The 2,612-nt window shown below is 25.9% G+C and carries 2 protein-coding genes; both read right to left on the bottom strand.

The window, feature by feature from the left end; all coding sequences use genetic code 11:
• A partial coding sequence (locus tag GOQ24_RS15945; RefSeq protein WP_160340142.1) for a DEAD/DEAH box helicase occupies positions 1–1,810 on the bottom strand: 1,810 nt, incomplete at its 3' end.
• 56 nt (positions 1,811–1,866) lie between these two features.
• On the bottom strand, positions 1,867–2,612 hold a 746-nt coding region (locus tag GOQ24_RS15950; protein WP_160340143.1), incomplete at its 5' end, for a site-specific integrase.

A 2,612-nucleotide genomic window follows, 5' to 3' on the forward strand; every position in this document is an offset into this window, starting at 1 on the left:
CTTCTGTAGTACCATCTTCTTTTTGTAAAAGAATCCTGTTGTTTACAAATAGCATTTCTTTTAACTCACAATAAAATTCAATATCAGATAGATAAATTAAAAATCCATTATAATAATCAATGTCAATATTGTCAGCAAAGTATTTCTCTATTCCTAGATTAATATTATTCCAAGTTAAAATCAAGTCTTTTTTACTATAAAAAACACCTTTAAATTTACAGTTAATAAACTGATTTGTAATAGCACTATAAGTTATATAAGAAGATAAATCCCCTCCAAAAAAAGGATATTTGTTTACTAAATATTTTTCACCTGAAGTAATTATAAATCTTTCTAAACTAGGAAATCTAATCTCAGGAGTATGTTGAATATCACTAGTAATAAAAAACTCTAATTCTTCCTCTACATTCTTTCTATAAACATCATTATAATAATCTTCTAAAATATTCTTTTGATTATTAATAGAAATGTACTTAACTAAGTTTTCACTATCTTCTGACACTTCTTTTCCATTAGTATATAACTGTTTAAATACTTCTACTTTATCATGTTCACTAAAAAAAGGTAAAGTAGAATAATCAATTGTATCAGGGCTAGGTAAAATTACATGTATTTCTCCTTTTTTTCTTTGTCTTGCTAATGCTTGGATAATAGCATTAATACCATCTGTGAATACACCATAGTTATTTTTGAATAAACTTTTTGCTCCTTTAGGGGGCATTATAATAATAAAAGCATGATTTTCTTTCTCAATGCTAATTCCTGTCTTAAAGTTAGTACCAACATTACATTTTAAAGGATCATATCTATTTGTAGGTATTTCTCTATCAGGTCTTTGATTATTATCTAAAGCTGTTGTACAATTTTGTATTTCAGAGTATTTTTGAATTAATATATTTCCAATACTTCTTTCTTCATGTGTGTTTTTACAAATATTATCTGCTAAAGTCTTAGAGTAGCTTAGTATATCTATATCTTTTTCATGTTCAATTAATAATTTTAGAAGATTTACAATGTTTTCATCATTGTAATTGTAATATTGATTATTATTATAATGAAGGTATAATTCACTTTGTTTTTCAACAATACGAATTCTTTTAGATTCTATCAGTTGTATTTTCTTTTCAGTAAGATTTGCTAAATACTTGATTACTATCTTGGATGCTTCATTAAATGTAGCACTAATAATTAAGTTCTTGTGTATTACATTTCTCCATTTCCATAAAGTAAAAATATACTCTTCTTTGAAATTATGTATAGCATCATGAATCTCATCATATATAAATACTGCTTTTTTATTGTTATCCTCACAGTACTTTACCATTTGATTAATATAGTCTCTTTTAGCTTGAGAGTTAATTAATGCATCTTCACCTGGATTTCCTAATAGAGCATTTACAGTAAGTATATGCACTTTTGAATCTTCAGGTTTAATATCTCTATTTATTCCAATGTTTTCATATCTATAAATTTGACCTTCAGGGATACCACAATCTTTAGTTTTATCATAATACTGTTGTACTAAGCTCATATAAGGTGATGCTATAAATATAACATATCCCTCTAATTCATAATATTGCTTTACAAGTTGAATAATTGAATAAGTTTTACCTTGTCCAACTCCTGCATTAACAACAACAGTATTTTTAGTACTCAGGTCTATTGCATTTTGTAATTCTCTATTTATATAGCCATCAGCATTAGGTGTTATAATAATCTTTTCTGCTACATTAAAAAATTCAAAATCATCAGGATTTAGTTCTTTAAATTCAATAGGATAATCATTGAATGGTGTAATTAGTTCTTCCATTAGTAATAAGTTTAACTGTACCTAGTAATTAGGCACAGTTAAATATATAAACATTATTATTTTAATTTACTAGATAGTCTATTTATATGTTCACTAACCTTAGTATTAACTATTTTTCCATAATGTTCTTGTGTCATAGTAATTTTAGAATGTCCTAGAAGCTTAGAAACTATCTCTATAGGTACATCATTATACAGTAGAACTGTAGTAGCAAAAGTCTTTCTAGCAGTATGATGAGTTAGTAATTTATCTATCCCTACTATAAAAGCTATTTCTTTCAGGTAAGAATTAAATCTTTGGTTACTTATTTTTGGCAGGAGCTTTTCTTGTTCTTCATTTGTATTCTCTAGTTTCTTTAATAATTCAAGAGCTCTAGGTAGTAAAGGAATAGATATAGTTTTATTTGTTTTTTTACGTGTCATTTTAATCCATAAGTTATTATCAAACTCTTCTATAATATGTTTTCTACTTAGCTCATTCATTTCATTGTAGGCTAATCCTGTATAACAGCAGAAAACAAACATATCTCTTACTCTTTCTATTCTCTTTTGAGAGAAGTTATAGTTTTCTAACTTCTTTAATTCTCCTTGATTTAGGTATATTATTTCTTTTTTCTGTTTTTGAGGTTTATAAAGTATGAAAGGATCTTTAAATAAATATTCTTGTGCAATAGCTACTTTAATAACTCTTCTAAACCTCTGTATTGTTTTTATAATAGTATTAGGTTGAAACTTTTTTTCAGTCTTTAAATAGAACTCAAAATCTGTAATAAAGCTATATCTTAATTCCTTCAGCAGGAAAT

The organism is Myroides sp. LoEW2-1 (assembly GCF_009767705.1).
Taxonomy (GTDB): Bacteria; Bacteroidota; Bacteroidia; order Flavobacteriales; family Flavobacteriaceae; genus Flavobacterium; species Flavobacterium album_A.